The organism is Mesorhizobium sp. M0601, from assembly GCF_040320845.1.
Taxonomy (GTDB): domain Bacteria; phylum Pseudomonadota; class Alphaproteobacteria; order Rhizobiales; family Rhizobiaceae; genus Mesorhizobium.
This window is the reverse complement of record NZ_JAMYQK010000017.1, coordinates 97700-118934: the sequence shown is the minus strand read 5'-3', so window position 1 is coordinate 118934 and position 21235 is coordinate 97700. Positions and strand designations below refer to the sequence as shown.

Annotated in this window: 15 protein-coding genes and 7 pseudogenes; 6 read left to right on the top strand and 16 right to left on the bottom strand. The window is 60.2% G+C overall.

Features of this window, described 5'->3' with window-relative positions; genetic code table 11:
* Positions 1-264, top strand: a pseudogene (locus tag NKI41_RS17605) (IS3 family transposase); the annotation flags it as partial.
* Positions 265-619: 355 nt separating this feature from the next.
* Here the strand turns inward: NKI41_RS17605 and NKI41_RS17600 are convergent.
* The 8 genes and pseudogenes from NKI41_RS17600 to NKI41_RS17565 form a co-directional block, all read right to left on the bottom strand.
* The gene (locus NKI41_RS17600; protein ID WP_352517567.1) at positions 620-973 is read right to left on the bottom strand and encodes a hypothetical protein; all 354 of its coding nucleotides are present in this window, start codon (positions 971-973) and stop codon (positions 620-622) included.
* A gap of 186 nt (positions 974-1159) precedes the next feature.
* Positions 1160-1378: a hypothetical protein gene (locus tag NKI41_RS17595; protein WP_352684226.1), complete on the bottom strand. Its 219-nt coding sequence runs from the start codon at positions 1376-1378 to the stop codon at positions 1160-1162.
* Positions 1379-1412: 34 nt separating this feature from the next.
* Positions 1413-1688 (bottom strand): N-6 DNA methylase, encoded by a 276-nt coding sequence (locus NKI41_RS17590; protein WP_352517569.1) that lies wholly within the window; start codon positions 1686-1688, stop codon positions 1413-1415.
* Between the two features lie 203 nt (positions 1689-1891).
* Positions 1892-3664 (bottom strand): prenyltransferase/squalene oxidase repeat-containing protein, encoded by a 1773-nt coding sequence (locus NKI41_RS17585; protein ID WP_352684224.1) that lies wholly within the window; start codon positions 3662-3664, stop codon positions 1892-1894.
* A gap of 15 nt (positions 3665-3679) precedes the next feature.
* The gene (locus tag NKI41_RS17580) at positions 3680-5212 is read right to left on the bottom strand and encodes a Fic family protein (RefSeq protein ID WP_352684222.1); all 1533 of its coding nucleotides are present in this window, start codon (positions 5210-5212) and stop codon (positions 3680-3682) included.
* 402 nt (positions 5213-5614) lie between these two features.
* Positions 5615-5824: pseudogene (locus NKI41_RS17575) on the bottom strand (bifunctional hydroxymethylpyrimidine kinase/phosphomethylpyrimidine kinase); the annotation flags it as partial.
* A gap of 14 nt (positions 5825-5838) precedes the next feature.
* Positions 5839-6999: a porin gene (locus NKI41_RS17570; protein ID WP_352684220.1), complete on the bottom strand. Its 1161-nt coding sequence runs from the start codon at positions 6997-6999 to the stop codon at positions 5839-5841.
* 163 nt (positions 7000-7162) lie between these two features.
* Positions 7163-7528 (bottom strand): hypothetical protein, encoded by a 366-nt coding sequence (locus NKI41_RS17565; protein WP_352684217.1) that lies wholly within the window; start codon positions 7526-7528, stop codon positions 7163-7165.
* A 517-nt stretch (positions 7529-8045) separates the two neighbouring features.
* Between NKI41_RS17565 and hemN the strand changes: the two genes are divergently transcribed.
* Positions 8046-9386 (top strand): oxygen-independent coproporphyrinogen III oxidase, encoded by a 1341-nt coding sequence (gene hemN / locus NKI41_RS17560; RefSeq protein WP_352684215.1) that lies wholly within the window; start codon positions 8046-8048, stop codon positions 9384-9386.
* Between the two features lie 227 nt (positions 9387-9613).
* Here the strand turns inward: hemN and NKI41_RS17555 are convergent.
* Positions 9614-9954, bottom strand: a pseudogene (locus NKI41_RS17555) (PIN domain-containing protein); the annotation flags it as partial.
* Positions 9955-10689: 735 nt separating this feature from the next.
* On the opposite strand from NKI41_RS17555, the gene NKI41_RS17550 reads away from it, so the two are divergent.
* Positions 10690-11376 carry an isopentenyl transferase family protein gene (locus NKI41_RS17550; RefSeq protein WP_352515927.1) on the top strand — a complete coding sequence of 229 codons (687 nt, stop codon included), beginning with the start codon at positions 10690-10692 and terminating at the stop codon, positions 11374-11376.
* Positions 11377-11542: 166 nt separating this feature from the next.
* Here NKI41_RS17550 and NKI41_RS17545 read toward each other — a convergent pair whose 3' ends face one another.
* Positions 11543-11827 carry a hypothetical protein gene (locus tag NKI41_RS17545; RefSeq protein WP_352452632.1) on the bottom strand — a complete coding sequence of 95 codons (285 nt, stop codon included), beginning with the start codon at positions 11825-11827 and terminating at the stop codon, positions 11543-11545.
* Positions 11828-12054: 227 nt separating this feature from the next.
* Here NKI41_RS17545 and NKI41_RS33280 point away from each other — a divergent pair.
* A pseudogene (locus NKI41_RS33280) lies at positions 12055-12255 on the top strand (transposase); the annotation flags it as partial.
* A 7-nt stretch (positions 12256-12262) separates the two neighbouring features.
* Here NKI41_RS33280 and NKI41_RS17535 read toward each other — a convergent pair.
* Positions 12263-13225 (bottom strand): NUDIX hydrolase, encoded by a 963-nt coding sequence (locus NKI41_RS17535; RefSeq protein WP_352452634.1) that lies wholly within the window; start codon positions 13223-13225, stop codon positions 12263-12265.
* 147 nt (positions 13226-13372) lie between these two features.
* On the opposite strand from NKI41_RS17535, the pseudogene NKI41_RS17530 reads away from it, so the two are divergent.
* Positions 13373-13589 (top strand): annotated as a pseudogene (locus NKI41_RS17530) (3-methyl-2-oxobutanoate hydroxymethyltransferase); the annotation flags it as partial.
* A gap of 279 nt (positions 13590-13868) precedes the next feature.
* Positions 13869-14468, top strand: a complete 600-nt coding sequence (locus NKI41_RS17525; RefSeq protein WP_352684213.1) for a cold-shock protein — start codon at positions 13869-13871, stop codon at positions 14466-14468.
* Here NKI41_RS17525 and NKI41_RS17520 read toward each other — a convergent pair.
* The 5 genes and pseudogenes from NKI41_RS17520 to NKI41_RS17500 all read right to left on the bottom strand — a co-directional run.
* A pseudogene (locus NKI41_RS17520) lies at positions 14443-14691 on the bottom strand (ABC transporter ATP-binding protein); the annotation flags it as partial. The gene NKI41_RS17525 and the pseudogene NKI41_RS17520 sit on opposite strands and share 26 nt — an antisense overlap.
* Before the next feature lie 157 nt (positions 14692-14848).
* Entirely contained in the window at positions 14849-16231 is a 1383-nt protein-coding gene (locus NKI41_RS17515) for an IS1380 family transposase (protein WP_352684211.1), read from the bottom strand.
* Positions 16232-16328: 97 nt separating this feature from the next.
* A pseudogene (locus NKI41_RS17510) lies at positions 16329-16626 on the bottom strand (ABC transporter transmembrane domain-containing protein); the annotation flags it as partial.
* Positions 16627-16658: 32 nt separating this feature from the next.
* Positions 16659-18314, bottom strand: coding sequence for an MFS transporter (locus NKI41_RS17505; RefSeq protein ID WP_352684209.1), 1656 nt, complete (start codon positions 18312-18314; stop codon positions 16659-16661).
* Positions 18315-19904: 1590 nt separating this feature from the next.
* The gene (locus NKI41_RS17500; protein ID WP_352452638.1) at positions 19905-20987 is read right to left on the bottom strand and encodes an HPP family protein; all 1083 of its coding nucleotides are present in this window, start codon (positions 20985-20987) and stop codon (positions 19905-19907) included.
* Positions 20988-21235: the final 248 nt, after the last annotated feature.

Below are 21235 nucleotides of genomic sequence, written 5' to 3'. Positions count from 1 at the left end.
CGTGAACACAACGCCCGGCCCAGGGATGCCATGGATAAAGAAACTTGCGTTCCTCGGTCCCGTGGGCGTTCTCTCGTCGTGTTGTTCAACACCGCGAGGCCCCATTCCTCGCTCGGCTACCAGACCCCGGCGGCATACGCCGAGGACATCACCGCAACCGGCTCCGACGCTGTGCTGATGGAAGGCTCCGCGCCTCCGCCGGTTGCTCAACCCGCGCCAAGAGGCGTAACAGAAACGGCCAAGGCTCTAATCGCCACTGGATGACAGTTCAATGGCAGGTCAACTCTTCTCCGCGAACAAGTCATGCTCCGCCCGGTCAGCATCAGTGAGGACCCGATGCCAAATAATCACCTGCCCCCGGAGCGACGCGCTTTTGTCGAGACGCTTCTTCCCCGCTAAAAGTGCGGCAGGATAACTGTGGGGGACGAACCCGTTGAAGGTGAAGAAGTAAGTGGGATTGACCACAAGGAACCATTGATCATGCAGATTTTCGAACCTCGGTTCGAACGCATGATGACGGACAAACTCTACGCGCGTCGCGTCAGCCTTGCTTCGAACGACATTCACAACATCCGCTTCGGTGCGATTTTTTGAAGCGTCATAGTGATATGTACGCGTCTCATTTTCGACTCTTGCCTTGAAATAGTAGAGCTTGCGGTCCTTGTTCCAGGCTAGGTCTGCGCGCATTTTGATGACCAAGAATCTGACGGAGCAGGAAAGCGAAATTGTAACGCTCGTCTGCATCTTCATGGAAAGCCAGGTGCCGCGTGTCTATGGCCTCAACTTGGTCGAGATCGACAATATGGCGGCAGACCGAAGTACGCGGATCGTGAAATGACCAGAATGTTTCGCCCTTAATAGCCCAGTCAAAACGCGCCGGCTCGTCTCCATCGAGCAGGAGGGCTATGGCTTGTTTGGAGCTATAACCGGTCGTAGCAACAAACATTTCTTCAGGTAGTGTGATGGGAAGCATATTTGCCTTTCCCCTTCGCCAACGCCGCCCGTCACATCCTTCCAATAGAACGTGTTGTCGGATGTGCGGTGAAGAACGAGGATAACAGGAAGGTTCGAGGGCTTTCAATAGGCGAGGTCTTCGCTCTTTAACAGGTAGCTAAATCCACCATCGTTTTCACCGACATATTTGCCGGTCTCGGTGGTCTTAGTGAACCGCGATCATCCTGGCCAAAGGCTGCCCATCGACCATAACCTCGGCAATGCCGTCTATCCCGCTCTCCAGTCGAGAACGCGAATCAAACTGAAAGCCCATGTCGAGGAAGCGCAGGCGGACCGCAGCCTCGCCTCGTTCTCCCAAAAGCTGATTCGGCGTAATGGTTTTTGACATGCATGAACTATAGAACAATCTAGCAACATCGAGCACGGAAATTTCTTGGTCGCAGTGATTTTCCCCCTAATTATGGCAAGATGTTCGCCGCCACACCTATCAACGACCGGCTGACACCCCCCGGCATGATGATCGTTTCTCCTGCCCGTAGAGCGCGACATTGGCTCCCGGCCTCGTCGGCCACTTTCAGCAGCAGCGATCCCGATCCGCAGGTCGGGTCGTAGACGGTGGTGTCGCCGCTGGTCTTGGCGGACCGAATGCCTATGATCTGCGCCATGATGCGGCTGTTGGGCGGGGTGTAGAACTGGCCTTTGCTCTTTCCGCTCTCAGTCGCGAAATGGCGCATCAGATATTCGTAGGCATCGCCGAGAATGTCGTCGCCATCGGCGCTCGTTGCTGCCGAACTGGTAACGTCCGGTCATCAGCACATCCGGGGCCATGTCGCCGGGGCATCGCTGCCCCCATATTCTTCCGCAGCCTTGCGGAATAGCCGCCATAACATCCTTTGGAATATCGCTTCTTTTCATCATCCCCCTCAATCACGTACATTCACTGCAACAGGTTCAAGTCGAGCAGCGACCGGGCATACTTTTCGATAAAGCGCCGGGCATGCTTCATCCCGTCTCTGAGTTCCGCTTCGCTAATTTCGTGAGCGCGATGGATGATCCCGTCACGCCGCCCGACCAACGCACTAAGATTGTCGCGGTGGGACAGCCGTTGCGGCGCGTGCAGCACCCCGATCCGTTGCAACGCAGCCTGCAGAGCGCCGAGCGCTTCCCGGGGGCCGAGCGTCTCAGTGCCGTTTTCGCGGAAGGCTGACAGCGCCAAATCTTCCCGCCGCTCAAACAGCCCATAGAGGAACATTTCCACAGCATGCACGGTCGCTATGGCAGCAAGCCGCCGATTATTGGCGCCGCCTTCCAGCTGCAGCTCTTCTGCCTTGCGGAAGAAGTCGCGCGCCATCAGGAGAAAGCCATCGACCTGCGGCAGCATCTCGTTTTGGCGCGCGAGATATTCAAGCACCAAGGCCGCGACAAAATCCTCTGCCCACGGCTCTGCCTGCCAGCCTCCCAGCACGGTCTGACCGGAGACCAGCCAGGCATCTCCAGCCGCCAGCACGTGGGGCACGTCATCGACAAAATCAGACCGGCGAATAGCCTCCATCGCGAGTGTCGTGGCGATGACCTCGGGATCGTCGTCGCCCGCGTCGCGCGGAAGCGCGCCTGTGTCAGGAATAACTTGTGTGATCAGCCATGACACGGCTTTCCGAATTGCGTCGTGGTAGCGGTCATCGCCAAGCCGCTGAAGGGCGACTGTCGCAAGGGCCGTGGCGCGCAGGCCGGGCCGGGGAACCCCTTCTCTAGTTGCATTCCAGTAGCCCCCACCCTCCTGGCGGCGCACGAGGCGATCAGTCAGGACCGCAATTTCCCGGCGCAGATCGCCGATGAGTTTCGGGCTTCGCGAACAGCGCCAGAGTGCGTAGCCGATATCTTCAACCGGGGCGGCGGCTTCTCCCTCGCCAGTGCCGAGCGCGATCATATGCGTTGCGCATTCGGCCAGCGCGCCGTCAAGGCGCCCCGCTTCCGTCGCGCTGCCGTAAAGGTCCAGGAACCACGCCAGCGAATAAGACCAGTCGGCAGGCAAGTCCTGCCCATTGTGATCCCTTGCGACGACGGCCACGACGGCGTTGCGGCCTTCGGGCGTGCGGGGCTCTATCCCAAGGATCGGGTATAATTCGGGTGTCGGCTGCTGAAGGATACGCGCCGGCACGAGCGACAGTGCTTTCTCCAGCGAGGGAGGAAAATCCTCCAGTTCTTCGGCCAGTTCGGCAGCTTCTCTCCTTCGTCCCTCGCGGCGCGCTTCTACATATTCTGCCGCAACCACGGCAACGGTGCGCTGCGCCCGTTCAGCGGTGCCGGTGGCAATCAGCTCGGCCGGAATGTCACCATCCTTGATAGCCCAGTGCGTACGGTGCTGTTCGAACTGTTGAATGCCCAGCCGGTCCGCAATTCTCAACACCGCTGACCGGTCGAGAAAGGCATGTTCCGGATCGGGCTCGAAGGTGAAGGCCAGTTCGTGTCCGCGCCGAACGATATTGCGTATGCGGCCGTGCCGGACCACGCGCGCGTGCGGGCCTCCCGCCCCGACTTCGTACATCAACAGCGCCGGGATTTCCTCCAGCCGGCGCAATGTTTCAGGGCGCGCGAGGTCGATAGCCTCGGCCGCCTCGGCGCCGCTATATTCCTTAAACCGGTCAATGGTTGACGTGAACGGCGGCGTTTCCCACCACTCGCCGTGGCCCGAGACAAGCAAGTTAAACATGGCACACCACCGACCTCACGCCGCCTTCTCCATAGACCACTTCACCCGTTCGGCGAGAAAGGCGGCGAATGTTTTCACATTCATATTGCCGCTCGCCTCCTCCAGCCCTGCGAGGTAGGCCTTCCGGTCATCGACTCTGACGACTGTCCAGGGGTAACCGCCTGAAGCCAGCATCGCGTTCATGAGGAACCGCGCCATCCGTCCGTTGCCGTCCGGATAGGGGTGCACATAGCCCACAAGCCAATGCCCCAGCACGGCACGCACGGAGGCCTCCTTCTCCGCCTCCAGCAGGTCGAACAGCTCATTCATACCATCGGCCACCGCTTCGGTACGCGGCGGCACGTGCTGCGAGCCGCGCAGATACACAGGGTGATTGCGATATCCCGCAAGCGCGCTGGCTTTGAGGATGCCGGCGGTCACTGACGGCGCGAACAGCTCCCGGTACCACTCCCGGTGAGTGTCCCGCGTCAACGCGCCGGCTGGCTTGCCGTTGATGATCGCGGCAACAGAGTCTTTGACCTTCTGGAATGCGAGGTAGTAGCCACGCGCGGCAAGCGCATCCCGGTTCTTGCGGTCCTCTTCATCAATCTCCGGATTCCAGCTCCCCTCGCGCACCCGGTCGATGAGTTCCGGGGTGACGCTGTACCCTTCTATCGACAGCGAATGGTAGGCGTCGCTTTCGTAGATATCCTCGACGAACTTCATATAGGCGTCTTTGTCGGACGGCAGTCCGGGTGCCTTCGGGAATATCTCGATGATGGCTTCGCGCTGCGATTGCCAGATCGCGCGCAGGCGGGCGACCAACGGCGGTACGCCCGCCGCAATGGTTGTCACTCCAATTTGTCCCGCGAACGGATCGGATTCGCGCACGTCATAGCCGGCGGCTTTGAAGGCGGCCACGATTTCATCGGCAAAGGAGTCGCGTCTTACGCGACGGAAGGCCCCCGCAAGCCGTCCCGCCACGGCGGAATGGCCGCCATCAAGCAGTAGGGCCAGAACGGTTGATACGTCGCGCACCGACGCCATGGCGATCTGCATCTCGATAGGGGCGCGCTGGAAGAACGCTTCCGGCACCCGGGTAAGGGCGGCCTCGACAGTGAACACGCGCTGGCCGTTTTTCTCTGTCAGTTCGGCCGGCATCTCCTTGACCTTGAGGTCATAGAGCGAAGTGCCGAACAGCAGGTCGATTTTGTTATTCGTGCCTTTGGGGGTGTTCACCACCACCTGAGGCGGAATAGTGGGCGCTTCCGCGTGCAGAAGCAGCGACTGCTCCGGTGACAGGAACCAGTCCTTGCCGAACCGGTCATTGCAGTAAAGGGAGCAGAACTCCCAGAAGCTCGCGTACCAGGGGGTGGTGTCTTGCTGCTGTGCCTGCGGGCCGGTCGACATGAGCCAGCCTTTGATAACATCGCGCAGGAACCCGTTCTGCAGCAGCCGCTCCCGGTGGACGCGGGTCAGCTCATTTGATTTGAATATGCGCCGCCCACCCTCCTGCAGCTCTTTGAGGACGGCCAGTGATACAGCTAGTTTTTCATGGGGCTTGGCCATGGCCGTGCCTTTGCAACTTTTTTAGAGCTGTGCCATTACAAGTATATAGTGCTGATAGGCGACAAGTCAATGATGCTGTGGAGTTGCAAGTCTTTTAAGTCGTGCGGTAACAAGTTTTTTATGCGATAATCGGGAAATGCGATCGTTTCCATAGCCGCGCGAAGGATCGTTACCCGGATGGGCCGAGACCCAGCTCCCTCGCAGGCTACGCAGGGGCTCGGGGCGAGCCTAGAGCCTGGCCTCCGAAGCGCTTCGAAGGAGGACGCGCCTCTTTGAAAAACTCGCCCCTTGTGCATCGTGGGTACCCGTAAACGCGAATTCTCAAAGGAAAGACGCTCCTTACCTCTCCCTCCCGCCACGATCATCACGGCCGCGCCCGCGCTCACTACGCCGCGACGCCCGCGAGATCGCTGCACGCATCTGATCGGCCACCAGACCGGGTTGCAGATGAAGGATGTCCGTGACGCTGTCGTGTGTTTGCACCGTCACCGCAGTGACGGCAAGGCAGCTGCGCACGCCCATGAAGGAGAGCGTCTCGATATCGCGCGCGATTCCGGCACCCCCACTGGAGTCCAATCCGCCGACGACAAGTACATGCGATGCCTGCCTCAGCGCCCCTTCATCCGTTAGAATGAGCGTTCGAAACGCAGGAGTCCGCCGACACTGCTCTTCTTGTTGGCGTTCGTCCAATTCATGTTGGAAGCGCCGTCCACCTTGCCGACGGCGAAGTTACCGTATCGGCCATAGTCGAGTTCCGCCGTAACTGTGAAATCTGGAAGAAACGCATAGGCGGCGTTTGCAGCGACACCAAGGTTCTTGAGCTGATCACCGGAGAGCTGAAGGTTGAACGAAGTTGTCTCGTTGAGCTTGTAAGTGGCGCCAGCCCAGAAAGCCCAGTTCCCGCCCCAACTCTTATAGAAGCCGCGACCATGAGCGTCGATCGCGTTCGTGGAGTCGTCGTTGAGCTTGCCCCTGGAACCGTAGCCGAACATTCCGAACAGCAACAGTTCGTTGGTGACATTGATGTCGACACGGACCTTGGCGGCCACCGATTCGTAGTTGCTATCGTAAGCGGCAACGCCGGTGATCGCGCCCCAGCCATGTGTGTATTTCAAGCCGCCGACTACGTGCGGAGCGTAGCTGTCAATTGTGCCGACCACGCCCGAGCCTTCTTCGAGCGAAACCACGGCCGAAAAGCCGTTCCCGACGTCGAAGTAGTACTGAACCACATTGGTATCGAAAGGGCCGTACGGAACCGGCGTCTGGTTGAGTACGTCACCGGCGCCGCCAATAAACATGTCGAAGGCCGACCAGTCCTTACCAACTCGGAGGCCACCAAGCTGAATCCAGGCGAAAGTCAAAGTGCAGTCTCCGTTGAAGGCATAGGGCCGAGAACTGTCCGAAACCGAAGCGCCGCGGTTGCCGAAGTTCATGCGGGTTTCGGTGTAGGTCTTCAACGTGCCGAGTTCGGTCTCCTGGCCGGTCCAAGTTTTCAATGTGAAGCGCGTGTTGTTTTGCCATGTGCCCTGATCCTCACCAGTCCTCACATCCGAGGTTCTTGCGTGATCAACCAATCCGACATGGCCCAAGCCGACGTCGTAACGGACATAGCCGCCGATGCGCACGCAGGTCTCAGTGCCTGAAATGTAGACGTAGCCCGAGCCGTAGACGTCGCAGATTTTAACGTACTCAGTCGGGTCAGGCTCGGCAACGGCGGTCACGGCGCGAGCGTCGGAAACGGCAATCAGTGCCGCAGTTGAGCCGAGGAGGAGGCTCCTAATGTTCATTGTTGATCTCCGTTCAAAGAGTAAAAGGAATGGACGTCAGTGATGAAGTCTTGCTAAGGAAACAGTCGATAACGATGCGCATTGAGTTGAATTTGAGCAGTTTTGATGCGCTCGTCACGCCAGATATTCATCAGAAATTGACAATATGATTTGGGTGTTATTGTTACAAATATGCGATTGTTATTACAAATATAATAATCGCCGAAACGACTCCATCCAACATTTCTGTACAAATCATCCCCGTCATCTCCGCTAGTTGTGGGCTGGCCGTCACAAAGGCTTCTACTGCAAATGACGTGCCATCCTGACGACGCAGCTGCGGCTTGAAGCCCAAGTGTGCCGGCGGATCTTGGTTCGCTCTTCCTTCCTTTTTGCCTTGCGGATCAACCCAAGCACGAACGGCAAACGTTTCGGCTACGGTTCGTCTGTTCGCTTCGCGACAGTTTCGTTCAATGGCGACAGCTTTGTTTGCTGTGAGCCCCGACGTTGAGACATCATGCGGCGGCACCGCTCGGTACGACGCCGTCATTTTGGCGAGCGCGATGATCGGTAATCACGCGCTGAACGCGCAGCCTTGCCTCCACCACGGAGTCAGTAGGCGCGCCGGCCTGGCATTGCGGCCGACCTGACGGTCGCGTCGAGCAGCCTCTCGTCCTGATAGACGGCGCGCCACAGCTAATGCTTCTTGCCAGCAATTCACACAACGAGCTCATCGAGATGCCAGAGATCACTATGGGGCTGCGCTAGCTGGCGAGCAAAGTCTGATCCCAACGCCGTGTTATCTCGTTGGATGCGGCAGCCGCGCTCAGCAGAATCTACTCGACCAGGCGCAGGCTGAAGGGAAGGGATGGTGGAACCAAACGGTGCGCGTGAGGGTCGCGGCGGGAACAGCCATGGCCAGTCGCTGACCGTCCAGCCAAGACTGAACGGCCGCTATTGCTGAGAAATACAACTTTCGAGCCCAAAGCGGAACGGACTGACATAGCGCAAAGACACAGGCGAGCGCAGCGGTAAGGTTGGTGGTTATCAGCATGGGACGGTAACTGTTGCAGACCACAAAATATCGCGAGGCCGGCCTGCCTTGGTACACTATCTATCCGACTGTGTCGGAGTTCTCTGGGGCGGTCGGCGCCGAGGCTTATGAGGAATGGCTCAGGAACCTGCCGGCGGACGATCCGGTGTCGCTCTATTTCCACGTTCCGTTCTGCCGATCAGCTTGCTGGTATTGTGGCTTCCCCACCACCATCACCCGCCATGATGCGCCGATCCTCAACTATCTGGCGGCCCTGCGTGACGAGATCCGTTTGGTCTCGGAGCGAGCGCCGCAGACGCTGCCCGTGAGCGACATGCATTTCGGCGGCGGAACGCCGTCTCTCATAGGACCAGCCGAGTTCCTGGCTCTGATGGAGTTCCTGCGACGCCGCTTCGCTCTCACGAAAACAGCTACGGTTGCCGTCGAGATTGATCCGCGCACGTTCACGGCCGAGATGGCCGAGGCCTTAGGAGCAGCCGGCGTGAACCGTGTGAGTCTCGGCGTGCAGAGCTTCGATCCCATTGTTCAAAAAGCAATCAACCGGGTTCAGAGTGAGGCGCAGACGTCGGCTGCCGTGGAAATGCTGCGCCGGCATGGAGTAAGCCGCATCAACTTCGACCTCATCTTCGGTCTCCCGCATCAAACGGTGCAGTCCTGCGTCGAGACCGCGAGGGCGGCGGTCGCAATGCGCCCCGACCGGCTTGCGGTGTTCGGCTATGCGCACATCCCGTCGCTTATAAAGAATCAGCGCCTCATCGAGGAGGCAGTTCTTCCGGGCAGCGCTGCCCGCGCCGAACAGTATGCGGCCGTGGCCGCGACGCTGATTGCCGCCGGCTACCGCGAGATCGGGCTCGACCATTTCGCCTTGCCGGACGACGAGCTCGCGCTGGCACAGAAAACGGGTCGCCTGCGGCGTAACTCGCTGGGCTACTCGGCCACCACCTGCAGAACCCTGATCGGTTTCGGAGCGTCGGCTATCGGCCGCATCGGCCAAGGGTACGTTCAAAACGAAGTTACAAGGGATTCCTACATCCAGCATATCGCAGCTGGCCGTCTGGCGACGTCAAAGGGCTATCGCCTCACCGACGACGACCGCGTGCGAGCCGCAATTATCGAGCAACTAATGTGCGATCTCGAGGCCGATGTGCAGGCAATCTGTGCCGCCCACGGATCTGATCCGATCCGTCTTCTCGATTCAGCTGAACGCTTGGCGATGCTGGCCGAGGACGGGATAGTGGACTTCGAAAACGGTTTTGTCCGCGTACGGCGGGAGCATCGCTTTGTGATTCGTGCTGTCGCTGCCGCGTTCGATGCTTTTCTCGATCGGGATGGCCGTAAGCATAGCCCCAGGTGAGGGCAAGCATCCAACCGGAAGCTAAACTCGACGCCCTTGGCCGAGGCCTGTCATGAAGCGCGTGTCAAGGATGCGAAAAGCAGAGCTGATCCGCCTATTTCATCTCATCTTCAATGACATCGACCTCGTGGCTGCCACCGAGGCGTTTCCATATTGATCGTGGTAGGTGCGGGATATCTGGGTGTTTCGCCGTCAGCGCATGAATATCCCCGCCATGTGATGGGTCAGGAAATCGCGGTGGCTGCAATCAGCCCGTCCATCGATGACAGACCGCGGCCACGCCGCTTCGCGAGGCCCGTCAGGTCGCCCCAGGCCAGGGCAACCAGTTCGTCCACGGGCAGGACTCTCGGCTCGAAGCGCTGCGGCAGGTCCCGGGCGAGCCATGCGGCCAGTGCGTCACGTTTCCGACCTTTGTCCATGAGGGCAGCGCCGCGCCGGATCTCGGCGATCGACACAACGCTGATAAATGAGCGGTCTTCATCGAGCCCGTCATCCATTCCAGCACGCGCGCGTCAGGGCTCGGCCTCGTCACCTCGGAGAGGCCATTAGTGTCGAGCAAGAGCCTCATAATGGCAGACCATGCGGTTCATCGCGTAGCCGCTCGATGTACAGTTCGGCGTTGCGCAGCGGCGATGCGCAGCGAGTGCCCAGAAAACAGCAGCCAGCTCCCCTTCCGGAAGATCGGAGCGGACGCCACGCAAAAAGCGCCAAATCCTTGGCGCCGGCAGTCTGTGTGTTTGCGCGCTGGCGGCTTTGGTGTACTCCTGTGCCGTTTCGACGAGGCTTCCAGCCGGACCGGCAGGGGAGGAGGCTTTCGGCGGCGCGGCCGGCACACGGCCCACCTCGAGGACGAGATCGACGATGTCGGGCAGATCCTCGGTCGCCTCACAAATCGGTGAGGTCGTCGGGACACCGTCTTCCACTTTTGTTGATCAGCCGCCTTCCTGGCCATGTTCCGAGACAATAAGGCGCCCGTGCGCCGCCGCCTCGATTAACCCAAGACGCGCAAGGATCTTTTGCCGGAGACAACGAGGTCACCATCCTGCGGTGCCGCGTTGCGTCACAGTCGGCATGAGATGTGCAAAGTGGACCGTCGTCAAACGTCAAACAGAGGCGTGGGTGACTGGACTGAACGACCAGAACGGGCTGCTTGCGCCCTTTCGGACTTCACAAAGTTCGAAAATGGCGTCGTTTCAGGGCATAATCGCCGCTTGTCAAAATGTTTGCGACAAGTCCGGTGAAAGCCTACCGAGTATCTTGTGCTTGGGGGGCGGTTAGTTCCGATAAACTAAGCGGCATACACATGCTAATCTATTTGATTTACGGGCCGACCTGCAGCGGCAAAACAGACGCGGCAATCCAAATTGCACGAGAGACCGGATGGCCGGTCATTGCGCTGGATCGTGTACAATGCTGTCCTCAAATCGCCACCGGCAGCGGGCGTCCCTCGGATTCCGAACTGCAATCTACCCAGCGGATCTACTTGGACTCGCGCCCGCTAACCGCGGGCATCATCGACGCCGAGACCGCCCATCGTAAGCTGATAATGCAAGTGGATGAGCGTAGTTCCCAGCCGGGGCTCATCCTCGAAGGCGGTTCGATCTCCCTTCTCAATTTAATGGCGCGAAGTCAGCATTGGGATGGCGCTTTTCGGTGGCATGTAAGGCGGTTGCGGCTCGGCAACTCGGACGCCTTTCTGGAGAGAGCCAAGCGTCGGGTCACAGACATGTTTGTCACAAGAGAAGGACAACCTTCATTGCTGCAGGAACTTGCGGATCAGTGGAAGGAAGATGCAGTCCGTCCCACTTTGGAAGACGTTGACGGATATCGTTGCGCCATTCGTTTTGCGAGAGAGCACAGCTTGGCAATCAGCGAAATGCCGTGCCTTCGCAAAGAGCTCCAACAAGATCTTGTAGAGGCGATTGCGAGAGAATATCTCGAATATGCGCGTTGGCAAGAACGCGACTTTCCAGAATGGCAAACTGAGTGAGCAAGCCTCCCCGGACCTCGCCTGCGGTGCGGGCACGGTAGCTCCTGAGAATTGCGCTAAGTGGTTTGCTGAAGCAAGCTAGTGCCAGGCGACATTAGGTCCGTGTGGCAGCGGAAGGATTGCTTTCGCCACGGTGACTGCGGAGGAGGCGACATGGCTGCACTGCTCATTTCAGGCATGGGACGGAATGTACCGATGACAAAGTGCTGCGCGCTTCGTAGCGACCGCTACCGTGGCTGACTCGCGAACTACTATCCGCCAGCCCAGTCTGTGGCGTCGTCTCGGCTTTCATCGCCACCGCCTTTGCCCAGGAAACGCCCGAGGCCGCAAGCGTCGCCGTGGCAGTGCGGCACCCGGCAAGATGGGTGGTCATCGGCCCTATCTGATCGACGGGGAGCACCGTGCTTTCGTCCTGGGCGAGGTTGAGCGAGATGCCAACATGACGCTTCATCAATTGACGGCGGCACTGGCTGAACGTGGTCTCCTGCGAGCGTCGGTCGCTTCCTGCACCGCGAGGGCAAGAGCTTCAAAAAAACCGTTCTGCCGGCCGAGCAGCTCAAGCCAAAGCTGATGCGCGGGTGTGCGCAATGGATGCGCTATCAGACCCGCATTGACCCTACGCGCCTGGTGCGCGGCAAGCGGCTGATGGCCCACGCACCATATGGCCATTGGAAGACGATGACCTTCATCACCGCGCTGCGGCATGATCGGGTGGAGGCGCCTTGGGTCATTGACGGACCCATCAATACGCAGGCCTTTCGCGTCTATGTCGAAACCGAACTCAACAAAACACTGAAGCCGGGCGACATCGTCATTCTCGACAATCCCGGTTCTCACAAGGGCCAAGCCGTCCGCGACATCGTCAGGGCTGCTGGCGCAAGGCGGGTCAAGCCCGCGAGAGCGGCAATTTTGTTCCGGCTATCACCCTCTCGTCGAGAACGGCGTGACGGAAGCGATAAAGTTGCGCCGGCCGGCCGCCGGTTTCCGCGGTTGTCTCACCGGTCTCCTCGACCAGCTCCTGCTGCTCGATCAGCCGGCGAAAGTTCGGCTTACGCACGAGCCTGCCGGCAAGCGCCTCCACGGTGCGCTGCAGCTGCAAAAGCGTGAAGACCGGCGGCATCAGTTCGAATACGACCGGCCGATATTTGATCTTGGAGCGCAGCCGCGCAATGCCGGTCGCCAGGATGCGACGATGATCGGCGATCATCGATCTGCCCGAGACCCAGGTGGGCGCAGCGGAATGTCCGGCGCGTATTGCTTCCTCCACCAGGGCGGCTTCGTAGAGCAGCTCATAACGTTGAAGCGCGAGTTCCTCGTTCCAATGGCGGTCGTCAAAGCCGAAGGCGATCGCCGCCCGCCGTCGTCGGTCGAGGCGTGTCGTACTGTCGTCAGTGCCATCCGCCCATTCCATCAGGCGCGGCCGCAATTCGTCCAACACGACCGCCGGTGTGCCGGAGCGGTGATCCTCCCACGGGAAATAGTCGTACCAGCTTCCCCAGTGTCGCCCGGCCGGGTCGCCAGCTTCGTCTTGGTGGGTGAGCGCCAGATAGCTGATAGAGACCACGCGGTCGTCAGCGCCAACCCTGTCGCGATCGGCGAAGGTGTAGAGCTGTTCGATATAGCCGAGCGGCTGGCCGGTCTGTTGTTCCACCCATCCCCTGAGGCCCGACTGCAGCGAACGGTGAGCAAGCTCGAACGGGCCCGAGGGCAGGGCGTTTGCCTGCGGGATGGTCAGAACGCAGGGGGCGCTGCTGTCCATGGCGACCACAACGGCGATTAAGTCCGCATTGACGTCGTTGGCCTTGCCTCCAGCTCCGCCTTTCCTAATCCCTTTTGCGCGTTCGTCCATGGTCCCCGAGGTTGTTGAGTAGAGCCCTGCCGCGTAGGCCGCTGAACCGATTGAATTCCGTTTTTGTCTGATAATTGTCGGCGCGTCAACACCACCCGTCGTGGCGATTTTAGCTCTTCGCAGCTGCATAAAAAGTGCCAACGCGACATCCGTGCTTGGGGAAGGAGGCCCATTGAGTGCGCCGATTCAAAGCTCGTCGATCGACATTGCGACGTTGTTCTCGTCGGCGACAGCGCGGCATAGTTCTCCACGGCTTGGCGTCGACGCTGGGCGTGACGCTGGAGATGATGATCATGCACGGTCAGACCTGCGCCGTAGCCTGGAGCCGGCGCAAATGGTCGTCGACCCGCCGTTCGGTTCCTTTTGAAGAAACCCGGAGCAGGCTTTCCGGAATGCCTGATAAAGCCCTTCCAGTGCGCCCGCGCCAGCATCATCGCACTCTCACTCCAACACAACCTATGCGAGTCAGTAAATCGACTCGGCGGCACTATTGTTTCAGGGGAAATGAATCTAGTTTCAAAGGGTTCGGCCGATAGGCCGGGCACAGCTGCGGCCTTCACGGCCTTTTTGACATAAACGCGTCGCCCGATTGAGATTATCTTGACGGTAGCGCAGTGCGCCATCCATGCCAGTCGAGATGATCATGGGCAAATATCGAGACCATCGCGAGCCACGCCGGCATCGCTATGACGATGACCCCGTTTCCTTTTCGGAACGGACTTCCGAGCCAAGCTATTTTCAGCGCCCGCCGACCGTGACGGCAGATCCTGTCGATGCGGAGGTATTGTGGTTCACAGTCAGCAAGGGTTTTGGCTTCGTCAAACTGTCGGACGGCACGGAGGCCTATCTGCACGTGCGAGTGTTAGAGGCGGCCGGAAGCCGGGATGTTGCCGCGGGGACGCCTCTCAAGATCACGGTCGAAAAAAGTCCAAAAGGTCATCAAGTCGCGCAGGTGCTGGAGATCGGCGATCACCGCTCGAAAACTCCGTCACATACGCGCGTCGCTGGGGGGACCTTCGTTGAAACCGGTGCGCAGCTGGAGAGCGGGGGCACGGTCAAGTGGTACAAACCCGAAAAGGGCTTCGGCTTCATTGCTCCTGACAACGGTGAGAAGGACGTCTTCGTTCATGCCAGCGCCCTGACGCGCTCAGGGCTCAGCGTGCTGGTGGCGGGACAGAAGGTGTTTGTCGAAGGCGGGCAAGGCAAGAAAGGCTGGGAAGTCCGGAGCATTCGCCTTGCCTAGACGGCGATGCATTGCTCGCCTCGAAGGAGATGCCGGAGAGCGTCGGGCGGCCGCCCGAGCCCGCGTAGCAGAAACCGACATTGTCGAAGCGCAGCACGCCGTCGGTGACGACGAGATCCCTGGCGCCCGCCGCGTCCTCGATGTCAAGTTCGGCGTCGAGCAACTCGAACAGCCGCGTGCCGCAGGTCGAGGCGCGCGCGAACGAGTTGACCATCAATCCGAGCTAGCCCGGATATCTCACACAGTCTTTCGGCGCGAGGCTGGCGGCAGCGATTTTGCCGGCGCTTGAGCTGCGGGCAAGGGATGTCCGCCGCTTGGAGCGGTTGGTGTGGTTCGGCGCTGTTTTCCTTGCTGTTGATGGGAGGGGTGGATAGGCGCGCTCAGGCGGCGGCTGCCGAGAGCCGGGCATAGGTCAGGGCCCATTCGCGCTGGAAGGGGCAGGCGGAGTTCATGGCCAGCTTGATGCGGCGCACCGAGACACTGACCAGGGCGCCGATCTTGAACAGCTTGAGACGGATGGTGGCGCAGCTTGCCCTGGCGAGCCGTGTGTCCACCAGGCCGATGCGGCGCAACGCGCAGATCAGCACATAGGCCATCGAGGCGAACCAGAGCCTGAGCTGGTTGGCGCGCAAGGTGGCGGCCGAGGTGCGGTCGGCGAACAGGTCGAGCTGGCATTCCTTGATGCGGTTCTCCATCTCGCCGCGGGCGCAGTAGAGGTCCTCGTAGAGGCATTGCGCCGGCCAGGCCTCGGCGTCGAGCGAGGTGACGACAAAGCGCGGATTGGCCTCGCCTTGCGTCCACTCGGCCTTGGCTACGACCCGGCGCCGGCCGCTCCAGCTCTTGCGCGTGGTCCACAGGAAGTCTTTGAAGCGGCGGGCGGGCCGGCTGGTGAGGGAACTCTCTGTTCTGGCCGCCTCCAGTTCAGCCGCGATGTGGCGGACCAGCCGAACATTGCGGGCCAGGCCGAACAGGTAGTCGACGGCGTTGGCCTCGCACCAGGCCATCAGCTCCTCGCGGGCGAAGCCGGAATCGGCGCGCAGCACGATGCGGACCTTGGGCCAGCGCTCACGCAGCTGGCGCACGATGCGCTCGATCTCCTGAACCGCGCCGGCGGCCGCGTCGATGTTGGCGGGTCGCAGCTTGGCGCACAAAAGGTGATCGCCGCAGAAGATGTAGAGCGGCAGGTAGCAGTAGTTGCCGTAGTAGCCGTGGAAGAACCGCCCCTCCTGGTTGCCGTGCAGGGGATCGTCCGTGGCATCCAGATCCAGCACGATCTCTTCGGGCGGGGTGGCGTGCGCACCCATGAACAAATCGACGAACAACGCCTCGATCGCCGCCGGATCGTGGCTGATCTTGTGATAGCGCGAAGGCTGCGGCCGGCTCAGCTCCAGCCGGTTGAGCGTCGACTTGCCGGCCACGGCCGCGCATTTCTTGTGACGGCGCGCCTTGAGCTTGCCGGCCAGCACCGCCAGCACCGGATCATGGCGCAACTCGTCATGGTCGTTCAGGTCTTCATAGCCAAGCGCGAGCGCGAAGACGCGCTGACCGACCAGCGTCTTCACCTCATGCTCGATCAGTGCCGGCCGGCGGGCATCCACGAAGCAGCGGGCAAAGCGGCCGACCAGCCCGATCGCCCGGTCCGTCAGTCCCAGCAGAAGCGCGCCGGCATCGGAGGTGATCGTTCCACCGTCAAAACCGGCCACAACGGCGCGCCTTTCAACAGGTGCAAAATCAAACCGTTCCGGTGTACACTCTGTTTGCATCGGGGAATACCTCTGCTCAAGGTAAGTCTTTGTCGCAGAAGCATTTTCCTTGATTCGGAGCCCCGATGCACTTCAACTGTGTGAGATATCTGGGCTAGCGCACCGGCATCTGCAGAATGGTCATGAAGGTGAGCAACAGGGCCAGCGTGCCGACGCTGATTTGACCTGCGATCACTTTCTGGCCACCGAACCAGAGCACCAGGCCCATGGCGGTCAGGAACGAGAAATTCATGGCGCTGGTGTTGCCGACACGGATGTCGACGCGCTCATTGGCGAGATCAAGGCGCGTCCTGCTTGGCGCCGTCGAACTTTTCCAGCTCGTGCGGCTGCGCGGCGAAGGCACGCACGACACGGATGCCGCCGAGATTCTCGTCCATCACCCGGATCTTTAACGATCGCTGATGCCCAGATATGGGAAGGTCAGGCTTCAATGACGGGGAAGGTGAAGGATTGACTGGTCGGGTTTCCGGGCCGAGCTTGTCGGCCGCTCAATGGAAAGCGTCATTTGAGGCGCTTCCTCTCCCGCGTGTAACTGCAAGACACGCTCGTCCAGTTCCTTGTCTACTTCCGTGAGACGATGATTGAGGCGAAGGTAGTCGGTCCAGGTCGGCGTGCGGAACGTTTCTGTCCACTGCATAGGCTTCTGAAGGTTGCGCTGGAGCGTCCAGTTCCGAGCACCGACGCGGCTGTGTACATGACGCCGCTGCCGCATGAGGTCGAGGAAGGCCTCGACATTTCTCTCGGCTATCAGATATTCGATCTTGACCACGATCGGGCCGCTTCTCGGCTTCAAACTGAGAGCGACAGCTGGGGCGTCGAATTCCTCCAAAGGATCGGGCTCGGACTCGCGGCGCTCGCGAAGAGGAAACAGAACGCCGGCTGCAGCAACGAGCAGCAGGGCCGCAGCGGAACCCTCTAGCGCCCAGGTCAGCGAATGGTTCTGGGAAACGGTGCCCCACACCCAGCTACCGGCCGCTATGCCGCCGTCTATCAATGCATAGTAGATGGAGATCGTGCGCCCCACGACCCAGCGCGGGCTTGCCAGCTGCACGCTCACGCCAACCCCGGACCAGGCAGTGACCCAGCCTGCGCCGCCCAAAGCAAGTGCAATTGCCGCCACGCCGATCGAAGAGGTAAGCGCCAGGGAGAGGGAGCACGCCGCGCAGGCGACGCAGGAGAGCCTCATCAGCTGTTCTTGCGACAAGCTCCGTCTGAACAGGCTGTTGGAGAGGCCGGCGAAGACCGCGCCTGTTCCGAAACCTGCCATGAGCGTGCCATAGGCGAGCGGGCCTCCTCCCAACTGGTCGCGGACAATCAGCGGCAGCAGCGCGAGTATGGCGATGCTCGCCAGGCCAAAGAGGGTTCCGCGTGCGATCGCCGCTTTGATTTCCGATGACATCGCCGTGAAGCGCAGCCCGTCATAGATGGCCCTCCTCATCGACTCGCGCGGAAGAGGCGACGAGCGGACCTTCCACTTGCAGCGCCATATGGTGGCCAAGGGTACCAAATAGGTGAGGGTGGTCACGGTAAAAGCGGCCAAAAGCCCGAAGGAGGCAACCACGATGCCGCCGAGCGCCGGGCCCACGGTCCGTACGGTGTTGAAGCCAACGGAAAGCAGGGTAACGGCAGCGGGAACATCGCGCCGGTCCACCATATCGCCAACCGACGCCTGCCAGGCGGGATCGTTGAGAGCGCCGCCGCATGCGATTAAAAAGCTGAAGCCGAGAATCATCCATGGGTCGACAAAGCCCAGCGCTACAACAGCGGTCAGCATCGCAGATGCTATCACCATAAGGCAGCGGCCGGCGAACATAACCCTGCGACGGCTGAAATTGTCAGCGAGAACCCCGGCGAACACGGACAAAATGAAAGCGGGCAGGTTCGATGAAGCCTGCACCAGCGCAACCATCAGATCGGAAGTCGAGATGGTAGCCATCAGCCAACTGATGGCAACAGTCTGCATCAACCAGCCGAGGCTCGAGACTTGCGTGGCGAGCCAGATCGACCGAAAGGTGGGCTGCAAAAGTGGCGCAAAGGTCGTTGGTGCAGCCAAATCTTCATTTGATCCAGCCACCCTACTCATTTTGCCAACCTTTGCTTTCCGTTATTGCCGTTTCCCATGTAATCTAGGCTGAACCGTGGCGGCTAGAAGAATAGAGAGAAACTGTTTGCCTTGCGGCACAGTTCCTCGTGATTAAGGGTTGCGGCCGAGACGCATGCCCGAGCCGGCTCACCCCGCCTTCGAAGACATCACCTGGGTGGAGCCCGGATTCTTGCTTGTAGTTTGACGCAGCATGCTTCATCAACGCGCACTTTGCCGAGCGATGCCTTTTCGCGAAACGCGACGATGTTCTTTCGTCGGAAACTCTCTCCAACGGCGTTCGATGCGCTGAGTCTGGCTTGGGGCGAGGTGAGGGCTTGCAGATCTTAGACAGGATTGATTCCTGATAGACGCAGACGGTTGCCGGGCCGCGATCGAAGAGGCGCGCGCCTTGCTGCTTCAGCTTGAACAAAAGTCTCACGCGCTCACACATGCCATCGACGACTTTCTGCTCGATCTGATGAGGCTGACTTTCATTGTTGAATGTTATGGACGCGGCTTTGAACTTTTGGCGCGAACGCTTGCCCGTAGAAGACTGGCAAAGGTCAGACTTTTTGTCGGGGGCGGTGGACTCCGCCAGGGGAGAAATGACACCCAAAGCCTGATGGCTGAAGCGACGGTCGCCCCGCGTTCCGCACAGTGGCGAAGGTAACGGCACGGCTCTTCGGCAAATGGCGCATCCTCATGGTAGCGTCTGGCCGTTCCCTCTGATGCCTCGGCCTCCCACACCTATCCGAACAGGCCCGATCCTGGAGGGTCCTCGAAGCGGGCATGAGGGCGATAGGCCGCGTGGTTGGGGTACCAAGCGTAGGCGCGGTATTGGGCTGGAAATTGGCGATGCGCGACGAAGAAAGTCCGAGATCAACTCGTGCAATGGCAATTCCTAACACCGTGGACGTGTTGGAGCAGCCTCATCCTCCTAGTCAGGAACGTCATCAAGGTTATAGGATTGATGCGCGGCGAACCCTCGGAACTCAGGATCATGTTGACATCGCTGTTCGACAGAGCCGACTTGGCGCAAGGAAGCCACATCGTTTCGGAATTGCTTATCGCATGGTCTATCGTCGGCCTAGTCAAACCGTTGGCGCGGCGAGGAAGCGGCGGTCGTCGGCGTGATGCATGAGGGGAGTCGGCCGCGCCTCACCATAGGCGAAATGCAGGAACCAAAGGAAAGGACCACCTGCATGGAATTGCGAACCGCGTCCTCGGCGTCTGAGCCGCGACCCTTGCCAAGGATCATTCAACCCGCGACGTAGAGCTTCAAGCCAGCCTTGGACATGCGAACCGCGCTACCATCGTTGCAGAGGAGCCGTCCACCAGATGGTTCCATTTGTAGTCCGCACGCCTTTAGTCGACATAGCGGACTGGCTCTGGCCACCGGCAAGGTTGAAGAGTGTTCCGTTGTTGCAGTCGTACTTGGCCTACGTGAACCAGATGCCTGAGCACGCGGTCGCGTTTCAGGGTTGATCTACTCGTAAAAAGGAATTGTCTTAGGCGGAAGGCCGCACTTAATACCACTATCCTATTGGCGCCCCATCGGGTTCCCGGATTGAGCAAGTCCGGATCACTATTTTATGCCGCTGCCAGCGTTGTGTCCGCCATGTGCACGCGCGCTGCCGCTGCCAGCAGGTCGGTCTGGGTGATCAGCCCAATAATGCGTCGCTCGGCATCGACGATGACCACGGCATGGCTGCGGCCGTCGGTGAGGACCGGCAGCAGGCTCATCGCCGGCGTATCGGGAGAGGCGGTGCCAGCCTTCGACATCACAGCCCTCACCGCGTCGGTCGCCTTCGTCAGCTCGCGCAGGCCAACTACACCGACCAGCCCGCCGTCGGCGTCGGTCACCGGCAGCGTCCGGATGTTGTGATCGAGCAGCAAATGACGCGCCTGGTCGGCAGGCGCATGTTCATCGACCGAAATCACATCGCGCGACATGATGTCCTCGCACAGCAGGGTGCGGTGGGAGCGCACCATCGCCTGCAACTCGACCTGCCGCAGCAGCCGCTCAAGATCGTTGCGGTCGATATCGAAGGTTTCCTCCAGCGCGCCGAGCGCGGCATCGATATCCTCGGGCTGGAAGCCGACCCGCTCCCGCGCCGGCGGATCGATGGTTCCATGCGCGCTTTTAAGGGCGGGGGCCGCCACATGTGGATAGTTGCGCCGCGACAGTTTATGGATGCCGTAGCCGAGTGCGACCAGCACGATCGAGTTCAGCGCTACCGGAACGAAGGGAAACAGCAAGCCGGAACTGAAGACGGCCGGTCCGCCGAACACCGCAGTTAAGGCGGCGGCGCCACCCGGCGGATGCAGGCAGCGCGTAAACGACATGGCGGCGATGGCCAGCGCCACCGCAATGCCGGTAGCAAGAACGGGTTCACGCACGAAATGCGCCACGATCACCCCGACCAGCGCCGAAATCGTATTGCCACCGATAATCGACCAAGGTTGCGCCAGCGGGCTTGAAGGCACGGCAAAGAGCAGCACGGCCGATGCTCCCATTGGAGCAACTAGCAGTGCGACATGTGGGCCAGACCCGTTCGCCAGCGCACTGATCACGCCAGTCAATGCGATGCCGATCATGGCCCCGATGCAGGCGAGCAGCCGCTCGCGCAGCGTTGCACCGGCAAGGATCGGAACAAAGAGACGAAACGCCATGGCATACCCTTGGGCGAGTGGTCGGAACTCCGCGCTCCGCAATGCAGGCAAAGCCACAGATTTGGAAGTTAAGCCAATTCGGAAAGTCGGCTCACGGGGGAATACTTTTGCGCGAAACGGCCATTGCCAAATGGGTGCAGACATTTTGATCGGCTAGAGAAGGCAGACGGCACGCTGATCCGCTCGAGCGCAGCTAGAGGCCAAGGGCTGCCGTGCCGCGGGCAGCCGGAAATGGGGATGGTCGGAGG